Consider the following 16,222-nt stretch of genomic DNA (forward strand, 5'->3'; position numbering starts at 1 on the left):
CCGCACCTTTTTTAAGAGAGCAGCTATAGAAATTAGATCAGCACTTAAACAGACGAATAATGACTTATACGTTTTGGGATTTCCTGCAGCTTATTGGGGCATTGGGAATTTTCATTTATGGGATGAAAGTGTTCAGCGATGGACTCCAAAAAGTTGCAGGCAATAAGCTTCGGGCTATACTCAAAGGGATGACCAGCACGCGGTTCAGAGGCATCCTGACAGGCTTTGCAACAACATCAATTACCCAATCATCATCTACTACAACCGTAATGGTGGTTAGCTTTGTGAATGCGGGATTAATCACATTTATGGAGTCAACAGGGGTAGTAATGGGGGCCAATATTGGGACTACCGTTACCGCCTGGATGATCTCCATTTTTGGGTTCAAGATGCAGATTACTTCGGTCGCCATGATGTTAATCGGTGTCTTTTTCCCTTTTATCTTTTTCGGCCGCGAGAAGCTGCGTAATCTTGCCGAAGCGATGATTGGATTTGGTATTTTATTTATCGGTCTCGATTTCATTAAAAACGGGGTCCCTAATATTCAGGAGAACCCGGAAATGTTTATGTTTCTGGATCAATTTACAGAGTTTGGTTTTGCCTCTATTGTTATTTTTGTCATTGCTGGTACCATACTAACCCTGGTTACGCAGTCATCCTCGGCAGCCATGGCAATTACCTTGGTTATGTTATTCGAAGGATGGATTGATTTCCCTATAGCAGCCGCGATGGTGTTAGGTGAAAACATTGGAACGACCGTTACGGCGAATATTGCCGCGGTGGTGGGTAATGTATATGCTAAACGGGCCGCTCGGTTCCACTTTGTATTTAATATGTTCGGGGTAATATGGATGATGATTTTGATTGATCCGTTTCTAATGGGCATTGATTCGTTGATGAGCTATTTTGTGCCTGATTCAGGGTCTATTCTACACGCAACAAGCCAAATCGGGCGGGCTAATGCCACGCTGGCCCTTTCGCTGTTTCATTCGGTATTTAACGTGCTCAATGTGTTGTTACTCGTTGGATTTGTGCCCTATATCGTACGTCTGGTGGAAAGGTATCAGAAGGAAGAAGAGGATACACAGCACCGATTGCAGTACATTTCTTCAGGAATGATGTCTTCTCCTGAATTATCAATGTCACAAGCACACAAAGAGATTCAGCTTTTTGCTAAGCTGATTGAAAAGATGCACTTCAGCATGCAGGGATTATTATTTAATAAGCAGAACCGTCAGGATCAGTTCCTGGAAAAAATTGAAAAACGGGAGGGGATCACTGATAATATTGAGCTGGAGATTGCAGAATATCTCACTAAAATTTCTAGTTACAATCTCACTGAAGATGCTACGCGCCGTATTCGTGGGATGCACAGTATGATTAACGATCTCGAACGAGTGGCGGATATCTATTTCCAGATGTCGAAAACCTTTGAACGAATGCAAAATGAGGGACGGGAACTTCCTGAATCCGCAATGGATAAATTAAATGAGTTGCTTGATTTAATTCATGATGCCATTCGAAATGTTCGGGAAAATCTGGACAAAGAAATTGGGGAGCTTGATCTAGACAAATCAATAGCTATTGAAGATGCGATTGATGATTGCCGTGATGATTTGCTGGAATTTCATTATTCTCAGCTCGAAAAAAATACCTACTCTAATGAGGTGGGATTTGTTTTCCTTGACTATCTGAATCGATTAGAAAAGATTGGTGATCATCTCTTTAATGTGAACGAAGCTCTTGCCGGCGTAAAGGTAAAAGCCGCATACGAAAGAGTAATCGAGGAGAGAGGGTAATACACTCTTTAAAGCAGTCAAAATTCAGCTTGTTACTGATTAAAAAAAGGCTCTTCGTTTAGTTGAAGAGCCTTTATTCATTCATATCACATTAGTCGGTAGGCCAATTGCCATAAATGCTTTTGTAAGAAGCTTTGTCAGTTCCTAACAATGTCCGCTGTGTTCCCAGAATAATAGCATTCATCACCGAACGAGGAGAGACATGTAGTTTATTTTTATTCGTAACAGATATTTTACCAAAGTGCCCAAAACCTAGTGCATGACCGTTTTCATGCAATGCTACTGTTTCTAAATCAATTTCTGTAGCCGTATTTCCCGAATCGGTCCAGACAAAGTCATCATTGTACCAAACTTCTTTAATGGATACATCGGAGAAACCATCATTGTTGATATCGGTAGGATTTCCTTCGCCGTCAATAAAAACAAAGGTGAAAGTTACCCCTAATACATTATCACTGGATCCTGATCCTAAAACAGCATCAAACAAGAAACCGGGCAGAAAACCGACTTGCGCAATGTCTGCCATGGAAGGATCGCCCGGTATGCCTCCCAGTGACAATAAAGCACTTGGATTAGATGGAGTGTTTGGTCGCTTAATGATATTCAGCTTTGCTTTGTCTTTAATGGTATTCCAGGTATCAAATGAAGTATCAATGGCCGGTGTACCGTCAAATTGATTGGGAAACCCAAAATTTGCCGGAGCAAAAACATCCCAAACTACATAAGTAAGGTTATTACCATCAGCATTGCGACGGCTGTCGTTGGGTACCCACTGGGCCGTCAATTGCTTGGTGCGATCGTTGGCGAAGATTGTCTGCCCTGAGGCATGGCTGCTATTATCTAGTTTGGTTACGGTTTCGGCATAGGCAAGCCTGATATTTGCTCCCTTATCTTTTAACATGACGTTTATACCGTCAAAACTATTGACCCCGTTCAAATCAATTTGATTTCGGTCTTTTACATTTGCCAAACTTGAATTATCGATACGGTTCATCAATATCGATTCGATATCAGATGAAATATCTTTTTCAGGACTGGGGGCATTAACGGATGAATCGCTGCATGAGGTAATTAGAAAAATACCAATTATGAACACGCAGTAAATTTTTCTTTTGAAATGTATCATTGGACTCTCGATTTTATTATTAATTTTTATGAGTTGCATCTCCCTTAAATGTTTAGATGCAAATAAGATTATAGTTAAAAATATTATTCTATAGAAGTTATTTATTTTTTTATCAAATTTTATGGGATACAAAAATAGTCTTTTCATATCTAAGATATTGCGCTCTTCAAACCAGTATAAATTTTACTTATCTTTGGCGACTGGTAACAGAATTATTGAATACAGATAATGCGGCTCTGAAAAATAGTCCCATGCACTTAATTCGTGAAAATCGGGTCTCTCTTTTTATTTGTATTCGATAACACAAACAATTAATTCCAAAGATTAAGAAACGACTGAATGAGCTCGTATAAGCCGGAAGATATTGAATCCAAGTGGCAGCAGTATTGGCAGGAAAACAAGACCTTTAAAACGCCGGAAGATCACGATAAGCCCAAATACTATGTGCTGGATATGTTTCCCTATCCCAGTGGGTCGGGCTTGCACGTGGGACATCCGGAAGGATATACCGCAACCGATATTCTGGCGCGTTACAAACGGATGAACGGCTTTAACGTCTTACATCCCATCGGATGGGATGCGTTTGGACTACCTGCAGAGCAGTATGCAGTGAAAACCGGAACCCATCCCCGGGAAACGACCCAGAAAAATGTAGACCGCTTTCGCGAGCAATTGCAGGATCTGGGATTTAGTTATGACTGGGATCGCGAAGTCAATACTACGGATCCGGATTATTACAAGTGGACGCAGTGGATCTTTTTGAAGCTCTATGAGAAGGGATTAGCATATGAAGATGATGTGCCCGTAAATTGGTGCCCGGAATTAGGTACAGTGCTTGCTAATGAAGAAGTGATTGATGGCAAAAGCGAAGTTGGGGGCTTCCCGGTTGTTAAAAAACCGATGCGCCAGTGGGTTTTAAAGATAACAGAATATGCCGATCGCCTGCTTGAAGGACTTGAAGATCTGGACTGGCCGGAATCCACCAAAAAGATGCAGCGCGACTGGATCGGTAAATCTATCGGGGCGAATATTGATTTTGAAATTGCGGGATATGACGAAGAGATTCGCGTTTTTACTACGCGTCCCGATACTATTTTTGGAGCCACCTACATGGTGCTGGCCCCGGAGCACGATTTGGTTGATAAAATTACGACCAAAGAACAGAAAAAAGCAGTCGAAGACTATCAAGAGGAGGCGGCGCGTAAGTCTGATCTGGAGCGTACCGAACTGAGTGATGAGAAAACGGGCGTCTTTACCGGGGCTAAGGCTGTTAATCCGGCTACGGGAGAAGAAATTCCTATTCTGGTTGCCGATTATGTACTGGTAACCTATGGCACCGGAGCGATTATGGCGGTACCCGGGCATGATGACCGTGACTGGGAATTTGCCCAAAAATTTGATCTGGATATTGTCGAAGTTGTCAAAGGTGGAGATGTTTCTGAAGGCGCTTACACTGACACGGAAGAGGGGACGATGGTCAACTCTGAGAACGATGATATTTCGTTGAATGGGTTGCCCGTTGATGAAGCCATTGAAGAAATTACAGATTGGCTTGAGAAGATCGGCCAGGGAGAAAGGGCTGTCAATTATAAGCTTCGCGATTGGCTGTTTTCACGGCAGCGCTACTGGGGTGAACCATTTCCCATCATTCATGTAGATGGCGAACCTAAACCGGTTGGTAAAGATAATCTACCGGTGACGTTGCCCGAAATGGATGATTTTGAACCGACGGAGGATGGCGAACCGCCGTTAGCTAAAGCAACTGATTGGGTTAACACCGAAGATCCGGAAACAGGGAAGCCGGCCAAACGTGAAACGAATACGATGCCGCAGTGGGCGGGATCCTGCTGGTACTATCTTCGTTATTGCAGCCCTGAATTTGAGGGTGGACCCGTAGATCCGGATGAAGAAAATTACTGGATGCCGGTGGATATGTACGTAGGCGGTGCCGAACACAGCGTGTTGCACTTGTTGTATGCACGGTTCTGGCACAAAGTATTATATGACTGCGGGGTGGTTTCCACAAAAGAGCCATTCCAGCGTCTGGTACACCAAGGCATGATTCTAGGAGAGATGGAGTTTACTGGCTTCAAAAAAGATGGTAACTGGATCTCTTCCAATGCGGCCGACGAAGTCGAGGATGTGGAGCGTGTAAAGCTGAGTGAAGATCAGGTTGAGAAAAAAGGTGATGATTTTGTGATCAAAGACACCGAGATTATTGTGGATGCTAAAGCCCACAAGATGTCGAAATCGCGCGGTAACGTCGTGAATCCTGATGATATCGTCGAACAGTATGGTGCGGATTCCATGCGATTGTATGAGATGTTTATGGGGCCGCTGGAGCAAGTTAAACCCTGGAGCACCAAAGATGTTGACGGTGTCTATCGCTTCTTGGGAAGGGTATGGCGATTAATCGTCGATGAAGAAAGTGGAGATTTGAATGAATCGGTTACAGATACAGATCCTTCTAAAGAACAGTTAAAGGTGCTCCACGAATGCATACAAAAAGTGACCGGAGATATTGAAGATCTCTCATTTAACACAGCGATATCAGCAATGATGATTTTCATTAACGAGGCGAATAAGTGGGATACCCATCCAAAGTCAATTCTGGAAACCTTTATCAAATTACTGTCACCTTTTGCCCCGCATATTGCTGAAGAGCTTTGGCAGAAACTTGGTCATGATGAAAGTATTACATACGTCGACTGGCCGGAGTTTAACAAGGAATACTTGATTTCCGATACTCAGCTGTATCCTATACAGGTGAATGGGAAAGTGCGCGGAGAGATTAACGTTCCTCGTGATAAAGCCAAGGATAAAGCGTTTGTGCTTTCTGAGGCGAAATCTGAGGAGAATGTAAAAAAGTATCTCGAAGATGGGGATCTTGTGAAAGAGATTTTTGTCCCCGAGCGTATAGTGAACCTTGTAGTGAAGTAAAAGGCTGCAGATTTGTATCGATTATAACAATTAATTCTGATACTTAGCACCGTGGCTCTTTGCTACGGTGCTTTTTTATCGGAATTCTATCTGATTTAGAACAGAAATAAAGTCCAAAATTACAGAGGGGTGGGTTTAAGGCTATTTGAAAAAGTCAATATCTTCTTCATCACGCAAAATAGCTGGTAGCTTTCCCTGTGCCTTATCTTTTCCTTTACTGGCCAGCCAGTTGTTTATCTGTTGCTGAGAGATTGAATACACCTTAGGAAGGCCAAGCGCATCACTTTCTCTGCGAATAGCATAGTGCCGATTGATTTCACGTACCGCTTGATCAATTTGCTGGGCAAGCCGGTCTAGCGTATTGCGATGAAGTTGTTCTTCGGTACGGAGAAACCAAAAGTGTTGTGGGGCAGAGGCACCCTCTTGAAGAGTGGCACCGATTGTGAAGTTACCAATTTCGATATCCATTTCTTTCGAAATATGTTGTAGGGCTTCTTCCGCTTCATAGGCATACAGTGCTTCACCGTAATCATCGAGCATTTCACTCACTCTTCCCATTACTTTAATTCGGGGTGGATCAGTCTGCGTAAACTCCACAATATCGTTCAGGGCATATCGCCACAAGCCCGAATTAGTGGTCACGAGCATTGCATAAGGAATGTTAGGTTCGACCTCCCAGAGTGGTACCGTCTCCTGTATAGCCATGGACTCCTGATCGGGTAGGGGATTAGGGACGAATTCGTAGAAGATGCCGTTATCAACTACGAGTTTCATGTCTGTTTTAGTCAGTTTATCGGTAAAAGAGAAATAGCCTTCGGACGCCCCATATGTTTCAATAAAATCAACACCCGGATTGTTTAGTAGATTTTCGATGTGTGGTTTATAATTGGCCAATTTTACGCCCCCGCATACTAAAAGGGAAAGATTAGGCCAGACTTCTTTAATGCTCTTGGCCCCGGTCTTGTCAAGAACACGTTTAAACATGGTCAGAATCCAGCTGGGTACCGCTGTGATCACGCGAACATCGCTACTGATAGCCTCATCTACAGTTTGGGTTACTTTTTCATTAAATGGAAGCTGGCTAAGTTTTGTCGGGGAAATGATTTGGAACGGCGATAACCACCAGGGAGCATTTTGTGCAGTATAGGCACTAATTTCACCGATTTGGTAATGTTCTTTCTGTTCGAGAGTACCGGGGATACTAATATGTTTACCCCACAGATCTAAAATATTAGGTCGCTGAACTATATAGCCGCGGACCACTTTGCGCATAAAAGACCGATCAGATTCCAGCCGTTCTTTGGTCAATGGTAGGTGCTTACCTTCGCCGGAGGTACCTGCAGAGACGGCAAACTTATCAACTTTGCCTGGCCAGAATATATCTTGTTTTCCCCGTTTTAGTTCCTCGATCTGGGCTTGAATATTATCATAGAAGGAAATTGGGAGTCGATCGGTAAAATCCTGGAATCCTTTTATCGATTTAAAGTTATGCTTTTTACCATAATCAGTATGTTTTGCAGATGTTATTAGCTGCGACAGCTGCTCTTGTTGGATTTCTTTCAATTTCAAAGTAATAGTGGGTTAGCTAAAACAGTTTTGTGTAAAATAAAAAAAGCCCCGGAATGTCGGGGCTTTTTTTATTTTTAATGGGTCAATCAGCATTTATCGATTTTCAACGGGAATCCATTCTTTATTCTTTTCACCAACATAAAGAGCACGCGGACGAACAAGGCGATTGTTTTCGGCTTGTTCTATGTAGTGACCTGTCCAGCCGGACACACGACTCATAGCGAAAATACATGTGTAAAGATCGGGCTTAATTCCCATTGAGTAATATACTGTAGCTGAGAAAAAGTCAACGTTGGGATCGATATCCTTTTCATCCTTCATGGTTTTGAGAATAGCCTCAGACCATTCATAAAGGTTTTCGTGACCTGTTTCTTCAGAAAGTTCCTTAGACATCCCACGCAAAATTCGAGCCCGCGGATCCATTGTCTTGTAAACACGGTGACCGAATCCCATAATTTTTTCTTTACGCTCCAGTCGTCCATGTACATAATCAACGGGATCAGCATCTTTCTCCTCAATATCCATCAGCATGTTCATAACCTGCTGATTGGCTCCACCGTGCAAGGGGCCTTTTAACGCTCCGATAGCACCTGTTACCGAAGAATACATATCTGATTCGGTTGAACAGATAGCTCGGTTGGTAAAGGTAGAAGCATTCATCCCGTGCTCAGCATGTAAAATAAGGCAGAGGTTCATCGTTTGCTCAGCCTTTTCGCCCGGTTCCTCATCATTGAGCATGTAAAGGAAGTTATAAGCCGTACTCTTCTCATCAAGAGGGGCTACGATATTTTTGCCATTTCGAGCGCGATCAAAAGCGGCGATGATTGTCGGTATTTTTGCCGTTATTGAAATAGCCTGATTTTGACGAAATTCGTCTACATCATCGGTTTGCACTTTATGGAAATCTCCGAGCATTGAAACGGCTGTACGAAGCACGGCCATGGGTTCAGCGTTTTTAGACGTGCTTTTAATGTAATTTAAAACCGGTTCGGGGAGCTCTCGTTTATGCTGCAACTTGGTATTCAGATCATTTAGTTCTTCCTGATTTGGAAGTCGATCATTCCATAACAGAAAGCACACCTCTTCAAAACTTGCATTTTCAGCCAACGTGTCGATGTCGTACCCGGCATAAATAAGTTCACCTTTTTCTCCGTCGATAAAACTTTTGGTACTGCTAAAGGCGACGATGCCCGCAAGTCCTTTGTTTATGTGCGGATACTGACTTAAATCAATTTCTGTATTTGTACTCTCAGCCATTCTATACTCCGGAATTTAAAATTGAATATATACTTTTTGTTTCGGTTAAAGGTAATAAAAACAGATCAAAAAATCAGGGATAAGTTGAACGCTATCAACCATTAAAGTCAATGATCTAACTGTCTAACGAAAGTTTGGTTAACAGCGTTTACCTGTGAGGTTTAATTTAATACTTTTTAGTCTTAAATTAAAAAGTTGATTGGCGCTATTTTGATTTTTTGGCCTGATTCCAATGCTTGTCCATATCTTCCAGTGAAGCATCTGAAAGTGCCTTGTTCTCTTGATCAAGTTGGTCTTCAATATACTGGAATCGCCGCATGAATTTTTTGTTCGTTGATCGCAGGCTATCTTCAGCATTAAGATCAAAAAAGCGTCCGGCATTTACCAAAGAGAAAAGCAGGTCGCCAAACTCTTCGCGACTTTTTTGTGAATCTCCTTCTTCCAATACTTCTTTAAATTCCTGGAGTTCTTCTTCCAGCTTATCCCAAACCTGTGAAAATTCCGGCCAGTCGAATCCCACATTCGCTGCTTTTTCCTGCATGCGCTGGGCGCGGATGAGGGCAGGAAGCTGTTTGGGAATTCCATCCAACACAGATTCTTTACCTTCTTCCATCTTGATGGCTTCCCAATTTTCGGCTACTTGTTCTTCATCCTCAGCCACTTCATCCCCAAAAACATGTGGGTGACGACGGATAAGTTTTGCCTGTATGGAATAAATAACATCTTCAATTGAAAAGGTATCGCTTTGTTCGGCCATTCGGCTGTGAAATACGACATGCAGCAGCACATCCCCCAGCTCTTTTTCGAGCTCTTCAAAGTCTGATTTATCAATTGCTTCCACCGCTTCGTAGGCTTCTTCGATGAGATTGTCTTTAATACTTTGGTGGGTTTGTTTTCGATCCCACGGACATTCGTCGCGGAGAATTTTTACAATTTCGACAAGATCATCAAAGTTTTGGGAAGGTTCTCTGTTGTCTGCCATTGGGAATTGAAATAAAGAATTAGGAATTGAAAATTACTTTAAACTGATAAGAGTCAACTGAATTTAAGTTTTTCGCTTTTTCTTTTTAGCAGCGGGGAATAGGATGTTATTCAAAATTAACCGGTAGCCGGGACTGCTGGTATGTAGGCTTAGGTCGGTGGGGGGATCGTTGACACGATGTGTGTAATCCTCGGGGTCATGTCCGGCATAAAAGGTAAAGGTGCCCTGTCCGTAATTTCCATGGATATATTTAACCATATTTCGGCCGGGACTTTCGCCTAATACAACAACCGATTCTTTTATTTTGTCTTTTTGAAATGCCGTTGTTTGTCCATAAAACCCACGGATGCTGCTAACGTGGTTTTGGGTAAGCATAGTGGGCACAGGATCCCACTTGGCCGAAAATTCAAAAAGGGTAAAAAAGTCAATTGATTGGTCTACTTCATCTAATTGGACTGGAAAATCAATGTTGGCATGTTCATATTCGGCGGGATCAGTACTCAACACAAAATCAGTAAATGCCAGGGTATTCTCAAAGTTAAGTTTTTGTTGGGCTTTGGGATCCATGGGATCACCGTCAAATTGGGTGGGAACGATATCAACACCCTGCGCTGCCAGTGCAATGTCGAAGGTATCGGTGCCCGAGCACATGGCAAACATAAATCCTCCGTTGCCCACATATTCCTTGATTTTAGCAGCTACCGCTTTCTTCTCGTTGCTTACTTTGTTGAATCCTAACTCTTTGGCCATCGCTTCCATTTCTCGTACCTGCTTGATGTACCACGGCTGATTACGTGATGAGACCCAGAATTTGCCGTATTGTCCGGTAAAATCTTCGTGATGCAGATGCAGCCAATCATAGTCCGAAAGCTTGCCATTCAATACTTCGGGATCCCAGACTTTGTCGAATTCAACTTCTGCATAAGTAAGTGCCAAAGTAACGGCGTCATCCCAGGGTAGTGCTTGCTTGGGGGTATAAACGGCAATTTTGGGAGCTTTATCGAGTTGTATAACAGAGGTATTAGCATCGGGCTGTTCTACCTGACTGATAATTTGAGCAGCCTCTGAATTTGAAATTACTTCGATCTTTACATTTCTAAGACGTGATTTTTTGACCAGCTCCTCAGAATAGTTCGTCATAAAACTGCCGCCCTTGTAATTGAGCAGCCATTGTGATGAGTTACCATCTTGCAGGTTGTTGAAAATAATTCCATAGGCTTTAAGATGGTTGGATTGAGTAGCATCCATCGGGATAAATAGCTTATCCTGAGCCAATCCCGGAAAGCTTGTCAAAAGGAAAAATATCAGTGATATCAAAAGAGAACGTAGCATCATCTTAGACCTGTATTTCTTCAAGTTCCTGAATGCGGTCGCGTGCATATGTTGCATAAAATCCATTGGGAAATTGCAGTAAAAGTTCTTCGTAAAGAGCTATTAATTGATCTACTGTTTGTGGAATGGTAATATTTTTATCACCAAAAAATGCTGTTTGGTTTGCTGTTGATTGTAACCGTCCTACATTTATTTCAGCATTGATTACCAGCTGATCGGCCATACGTGTTTTGGCCCACATCAGTTGTTCTTGAAGGGCAGAATAGTTGCCCTGTGTTTCTAAGTAGGTGGTTAAGGCACGGTATATAAAAACGGCATTCTGTTTATTCTTAGCAGTCGTTAATTCAAGCAGAGCGTATCCGAGTAGTGGATTATACCGCTCTTTTTGGAGTAGGTTTTTTAGCATCACAATGCTTTGCTTCTGTTCACCTCGCGCAAGATGTTCAACGAGCTTAGCGAAGGGTTCAATTTTTGCTCCTGTGCTGTCTGCCTGTAAACCTTTTTGAATCCACAGTCGAAGCTGAACCGCATCGTTGGCATAATTTGAAGTGGTCTGTCGTTCCAGTGCGTTTAACTGAATTTTGGCAAACTCGTAGTCACCGGCAAAAAAGTCCGTTAAAGCAAGATAATAGCGGTTTTTTTCGGCCAGATCACCAATGCGTTCCTGTTTATTGCTTTTTGAAAACGATAGCCTGGCGCGGGTATATTCTTTGTTATAAAGATGTAGGCGTCCGTTTATATATTCCTGTTGGGCCTTTTTGCGTTCTCCGCCGGATACCCTTTGAAGCTCAGCAAGGTACTGTTCTGCTTTATCTGGAGCATGGAGAACATCCAGTGACAATTCGCTCAGGGTGGTCAATACCTGATCAATGCGATGATAATTAAGGCTGTTATTCCGAAGATGATTTAGGGTGGAAAAAGCTTTTTGATAAAGAGAAGAAGGTTTAGCGCTGAGATCCAGGTTGTTATTTTTAAGATATTTTGCCCATTGTATATAAACATTAGCCAGCTCCTCGCGACTTCGGTTTGCCAGGGAGGCTACGTTATTATTTATATAGTAGGAGTATGCTTGTTCAGCCAGCTCAAATTTTTGCTCAGCCAGTAATTTGGATGCAATATTATACAAGTTATAGGTAAGCGTAGATGATTCCTGTTCAATATTCTTTGCGGTAGCTACTGCTCGTTTAAAAAGCTTACGTTCCATCAACAGCCAAATCTCCAATTGTTGAAGATTGTTATAGCTGGGGTGGGAGGGAGACAAATCATCCAAAAAGTCTGAAATTTCAAGGATCGCTAGGTCATAAATATAATCATCCCGAAAGCGCATCAGCCGACGCTGCACATATGTTAACCGATTGGGGTTTTGCTGTACTAATCCCAAAAATTCGCGCATTGCCAATTCATAGTTACCCGCCTGCATATAGGTTTCTCCCAGCTCCGAGGAGAGTATATTTGATCGTCCGGACCACGATTTTAACTCCTCATATATTTCAATTGCTTTGTCATACTCTTTCCGATCAGCGGCCGTACGGGCTACTCGTAAATATACCTGTCGGTTGTCAGGGTATTCTTTAAGGATGTCATTCCAGATCTTTATTGCATGCTGAGTGTCACCGCTTATGTGATATAGTTCCCCTAATCGGATTTTTGCTTGAGGCCGGTGCCTGCCATCCCGTACAGCTTCTTCTGTTATTGCAATTGCTTTCTCATACTCCTTTAGATTAATGAGACTCTCGGTAAGTTTACTTAAATACAGGTAGCGGCTTGGCTCTCTGTTATACAGCTGTTCGAACTGTTTAGCTGCCTCCTCGAATTTTTGTTCACTGAGTAGTTGGTCGGCCTTAAAATAACTTTCATTTTGCTGGGCATGCACTGCTTGATGGCATAGCATCAGGGCCAGAATAAAAATCAAGAGCAAGGTTCTTTTGAAAAGAAATTTAAGAGTCATCGGAATAGTGATAAGAATTTTGCTGGGAAAGGAACTCCGGCGCAAATGATGTCATCATATTATAAAAGCTATGGAGCGGAAATCCCACTACATTGTAATAATCTCCTTCAATTGCGCTCACAAATAGGGCGCCGTGGGAATCCTGAATACCATATGCTCCCGCTTTATCCATAGGGCTTGCAGTTGCTATGTATGAATCAATAAGTTTTGGGTTGATATTCCCGAATATAACAGTTGTTCTTTCAATAAACGTCGTGCTATCCATTATGTTACCTGATGCGTCAGTTTTTAACAATGATACCCCTGTTAGCACTTCGTGTGAATGCCCGCTCAATTGCTGCAACATTTGTTTGGCTTCGGAGCCAGTGGCAGGTTTTTCAAGGATTTGATCATTAAATGTGACAATAGTATCAGCACCAATAATAAGTGCACTGCTGTGATAGGGAGCTATGGTCCTGGCTTTTCGTTCGGCAAGCGTTTGTGCAATTTTTTTAGCTGACCAGTGAGTCTCGTAGTCTTCGGCCGCATCGCTGGCATGGACCTCAAAAGTAAGACCAATTTTTTTCAGGAGCTTTTTTCGTCGCGGACTTCCGGATGCAAGGATGATGGTTTTCAAAATGGGAGGGGTATAATCGTTAAAAATTTAAATCAGTACTTCTGTACTCTAAACACATACATTTGTAAGTCAGCAATATAAAATAATAACTATCCGTAAAAATCAGATTCCAAAATAGCAGGGAGTAATTTTTTATCTGAGGCAGTATTTTTGTAGCTCAATAAATCAATCGTTACTTTAGCCGCTTAATAATGATGAAAGAAAGAAGATATTCTTTCGTTACATTGTTCATTCATTGTCAACGTATTTTAAAATGAGTAAGCATAATGGGATCACAAAAACACGGACGCAGTAGTTCTAAGCAGCCGATGATTTTTGATGCATGGAATTATAAAGTTCTGGCATTGGGATTGTTCTTGGTTATTATCGGCTTTTCTGCAATGTTTATAGAAAATGAAGTTGAAGGATTCATATCACTTTATATTTCTCCGATTGTGATTATGAGTGGCTATACAGCCGTTATTGTTGCTATCCTTAAACATGATCGCGGCTCCTCAAAAACATCCTGACAATATTTTGACTTGGGCTGATGGATCGCAAACTGAACGCCTTATTTTTATTTTTAGCGGTTGTCGTATTCATTACGACTGCCAACACAGCACAGCAGTGGGACATGCTGCTTGGAGTATTATTATCCGCCCTTTTTTCTTTAGTTGCTTTTGCTTTCCGTGGCTTATCACTTGACGGAATGTTTTCAGCGATTGTTATTGGAACGTTTGCATTTGGCCTTGGAGGATGGAAGCTCGCCGCAGTATTACTGTTATTTTTTATAAGCAGTGTTGCTATTTCTGATCGATCGAAATGGCGCGCAGAACATATTTCAGAAAGTGTACGAAGAGGTGGATTGCAAGTATGGGCGAATGGCTTTTGGCTGGTTATTTTTCTGGTATGTGCCACCGTTTTTAAAGCTCCCATATTTTTGGTTGGCGCCATAGCTGTCATTGCTACAGCTATGGCTGATACATGGGCTACTGAGTTGGGCAGCAGAAATCCCGACAGTACCTATCTGATTACAACTTTTGAACGAGTGAAGCCAGGGACGGATGGAGGAATAAGTATAAAGGGAACAACAGCGGCTTTTTTTGCCGCAATCATAATTTCAGGGGTGAGTGTTTACGTTTTTTCACTTCATTTTTCCATTTTTATACTCATTTTTGTAGCTGCTATTTTGGGATGTTTTATTGATTCTTATCTTGGTGCTCTTTTTCAACAGAATAAACGTTCGGTAATGCTACCGGTTATCAATGAAGAAATTACTTTTTCTAATAATTTGGTAAATACCATTTCGACGGGGATCGGCGGCTTACTGGCAATAATTTCAAAACTGTTTTTTGCATGAAAGAAGTATGGTATAAGCGACTGCATTGGCAAATAATCATTGGACTTGTATTGGGGCTAATATGGGGATTGGTAGCCAGTCTTGCCGGCCTTTCGGATTTTACGGTTGACTATATACAACCCATTGGCACCATATTTATAAATCTGTTGAAACTAATTGCAGTACCACTGATTTTAGCTTCGCTGATTGTAGGAGTTACAAGTTTGAACGACATTGCCAAACTTTCTCGAATGGGGGGTAAGACCATTGGCATCTATATTGTAACTACTATTCTGGCAATTACCATTGGATTGACCGTCGTAAATGTTATTCAGCCCGGAAACTTTCTTCCTGCTGAGACACAAGAGCAATTAATGGCCGGATATCAGGACAACATTGAGGGAGCTGATCAATCTGCCCAAGAAGTAATGGATCGAAGTCCTATGACCTTTTTGGTAGATATTGTTCCCGAAAACTTTTTTAAGGCCGCTGGTGACAATGGCAATATGCTCCAGGTTGTTTTTGTGGCTCTACTTATGGGGATTGGGCTCATGCAGATCCCAACCGAGAAAAGTAAGTCACTGGTTAACTTTTTTGATTCCTTGAATGAAGTCATTATAAAAATTGTCGATTTGATCATGAAAGTTGCCCCGTATGGGGTTTTTGCCCTTATGGCGGGGGTTATTGTAGATCTTGCGGGGGATGATATTGGTCAGGCTCTCGATTTGCTGGGGGCGTTGTTCTGGTATACCTTTGTAGTGGTATTGGGATTATTCTTGCACCTCATGATCGTGTATTCCGGACTGTTTAAGATCTTTAGCAAGATGAAGCTGCGCGACTTTTTCAAAGCTATTCGACCCGCTATGCTTCTAGGATTCAGTACCAGCTCCAGTGCTGCTACACTACCGGTAACAATGGAACGCGTCGAAAAAAATGTAGGTGTGGATGAAGAAGTTGCCAGCTTTGTACTGCCTATAGGTGCAACCATTAACATGGATGGAACCAGCCTCTATCAAGCAGTAGCTGCGGTATTTATTGCGCAGGCATTAGGTATGGATTTAGGAATTGCTCAGCAGATAACGATCGTACTTACGGCTACTTTGGCCTCTATAGGTTCTGCAGGAGTACCCGGTGCGGGAATTATCATGCTTGTCATCGTTTTACAGGCTATTCAAGTCCCTGTTGAAGGTATCGCCCTTATCTTGGGAGTGGACAGAATTCTAGATATGTGTAGAACAGCGGTTAATATCACCGGGGATGCAGCCGTTTCAGTTGCTGTTGCGCATACCGAAGGCTTGTTGGGTGAAATGCACCTTGATGATGATTAACTGATCG

Annotated in this window: 12 protein-coding genes; 5 read left to right on the forward strand and 7 right to left on the reverse strand. The window is 42.3% G+C overall.

The annotated features are described in order from the left end of the window. Positions 1 to 59 precede the first annotated feature (59 nt). Entirely contained in the window at positions 60 to 1,799 is a 1,740-nt protein-coding gene (locus ACT3IB_RS01175; RefSeq protein WP_491537187.1) for a Na/Pi cotransporter family protein, read from the forward strand. Positions 1,800 to 1,890: 91 nt separating this feature from the next. Here ACT3IB_RS01175 and ACT3IB_RS01180 read toward each other — a convergent pair whose 3' ends face one another. Next, positions 1,891 to 2,925 carry a matrixin family metalloprotease gene (locus tag ACT3IB_RS01180; protein WP_491537188.1) on the reverse strand — a complete coding sequence of 345 codons (1,035 nt, stop codon included), beginning with the start codon at positions 2,923 to 2,925 and terminating at the stop codon, positions 1,891 to 1,893. Positions 2,926 to 3,264: 339 nt separating this feature from the next. Between ACT3IB_RS01180 and leuS the strand changes: the two genes are divergently transcribed. After that, positions 3,265 to 5,865 (forward strand): leucine--tRNA ligase, encoded by a 2,601-nt coding sequence (gene leuS / locus ACT3IB_RS01185; protein WP_491537189.1) that lies wholly within the window; start codon positions 3,265 to 3,267, stop codon positions 5,863 to 5,865. 141 nt (positions 5,866 to 6,006) lie between these two features. On the opposite strand, the gene ACT3IB_RS01190 is transcribed toward leuS, so the two are convergent. The 6 genes from ACT3IB_RS01190 to ACT3IB_RS01215 form a co-directional block, all read right to left on the reverse strand. Next, positions 6,007 to 7,434, reverse strand: a complete 1,428-nt coding sequence (locus ACT3IB_RS01190; protein ID WP_491537190.1) for a GH3 family acyl-acid amido synthetase — start codon at positions 7,432 to 7,434, stop codon at positions 6,007 to 6,009. 93 nt (positions 7,435 to 7,527) lie between these two features. Continuing rightward, positions 7,528 to 8,691, reverse strand: coding sequence for a citrate/2-methylcitrate synthase (locus tag ACT3IB_RS01195; protein WP_491537191.1), 1,164 nt, complete (start codon positions 8,689 to 8,691; stop codon positions 7,528 to 7,530). Between the two features lie 205 nt (positions 8,692 to 8,896). Beyond that, positions 8,897 to 9,673, reverse strand: coding sequence for a nucleoside triphosphate pyrophosphohydrolase (gene mazG, locus ACT3IB_RS01200; protein WP_491537192.1), 777 nt, complete (start codon positions 9,671 to 9,673; stop codon positions 8,897 to 8,899). Positions 9,674 to 9,736: 63 nt separating this feature from the next. Continuing rightward, positions 9,737 to 11,008 carry an asparagine synthetase B gene (locus tag ACT3IB_RS01205; protein WP_491537193.1) on the reverse strand — a complete coding sequence of 424 codons (1,272 nt, stop codon included), beginning with the start codon at positions 11,006 to 11,008 and terminating at the stop codon, positions 9,737 to 9,739. A gap of 1 nt (position 11,009) precedes the next feature. Beyond that, entirely contained in the window at positions 11,010 to 12,917 is a 1,908-nt protein-coding gene (locus tag ACT3IB_RS01210; RefSeq protein ID WP_491537194.1) for a tetratricopeptide repeat protein, read from the reverse strand. Positions 12,918 to 12,942: 25 nt separating this feature from the next. After that, entirely contained in the window at positions 12,943 to 13,569 is a 627-nt protein-coding gene (locus tag ACT3IB_RS01215) for a Maf family protein (protein WP_491537195.1), read from the reverse strand. A gap of 266 nt (positions 13,570 to 13,835) precedes the next feature. Between ACT3IB_RS01215 and ACT3IB_RS01220 the strand changes: the two genes are divergently transcribed. The 3 genes from ACT3IB_RS01220 to ACT3IB_RS01230 are packed head-to-tail and all read left to right on the forward strand — an operon-like array spanning position 13,836 to position 16,215. Further along, positions 13,836 to 14,078 carry a hypothetical protein gene (locus ACT3IB_RS01220; protein WP_491537196.1) on the forward strand — a complete coding sequence of 81 codons (243 nt, stop codon included), beginning with the start codon at positions 13,836 to 13,838 and terminating at the stop codon, positions 14,076 to 14,078. Positions 14,079 to 14,098: 20 nt separating this feature from the next. Then, on the forward strand, positions 14,099 to 14,908 hold the full coding sequence (locus ACT3IB_RS01225; protein WP_491537197.1) for a DUF92 domain-containing protein: 810 nt from the start codon (positions 14,099 to 14,101) through the stop codon (positions 14,906 to 14,908). Further along, the gene (locus ACT3IB_RS01230) at positions 14,905 to 16,215 is read left to right on the forward strand and encodes a dicarboxylate/amino acid:cation symporter (RefSeq protein ID WP_491537198.1); all 1,311 of its coding nucleotides are present in this window, start codon (positions 14,905 to 14,907) and stop codon (positions 16,213 to 16,215) included. The genes ACT3IB_RS01225 and ACT3IB_RS01230 overlap by 4 nt, the downstream gene beginning before the upstream one ends. Positions 16,216 to 16,222 lie beyond the last annotated feature (7 nt).

Source organism: Fodinibius sp. GM21, assembly GCF_058386955.1.